The organism is Ursidibacter arcticus (assembly GCF_009761375.1).
Classification (GTDB): Bacteria; Pseudomonadota; Gammaproteobacteria; order Enterobacterales; family Pasteurellaceae; genus Ursidibacter; species Ursidibacter arcticus.
Genome location: NZ_LEKM01000102.1, coordinates 1 through 288 on the forward strand (window position 1 = coordinate 1; position 288 = coordinate 288).

Consider the following 288-nt stretch of genomic DNA (forward strand, 5'->3'; position numbering starts at 1 on the left):
GCTTTTTTGATTCAGTTCGTCAACGCAAGGTCTTAATAATTGCTGGTTCAGAGACTTATATGTTTGATATTTATGCTCTATATCAAGCATTGAGCGAAAATCATCGAGGGCGATAATACGTTCCCCTGTGCTGCGGAATTGCTGGAGAAGTTCGTATATTCTTATGCTGTAACTTCTTGATAAATTGGAGATATTCTTAATTACAACTCTAGTAAATTGCCCCTTCAACTGTGTCAGATAAGGCATGACCGCATCTGAAAAAGTGATTTGGGCTTTGCCCTCACCTTT

Annotated in this window: 1 protein-coding gene; it reads right to left on the reverse strand. The window is 38.9% G+C overall.

All coding sequences use genetic code 11. The features are described from left to right. A partial coding sequence (locus tag A1D25_RS02030) for a replication initiation protein (RefSeq protein WP_157394044.1) occupies positions 1–288 on the reverse strand: 288 nt, incomplete at both ends.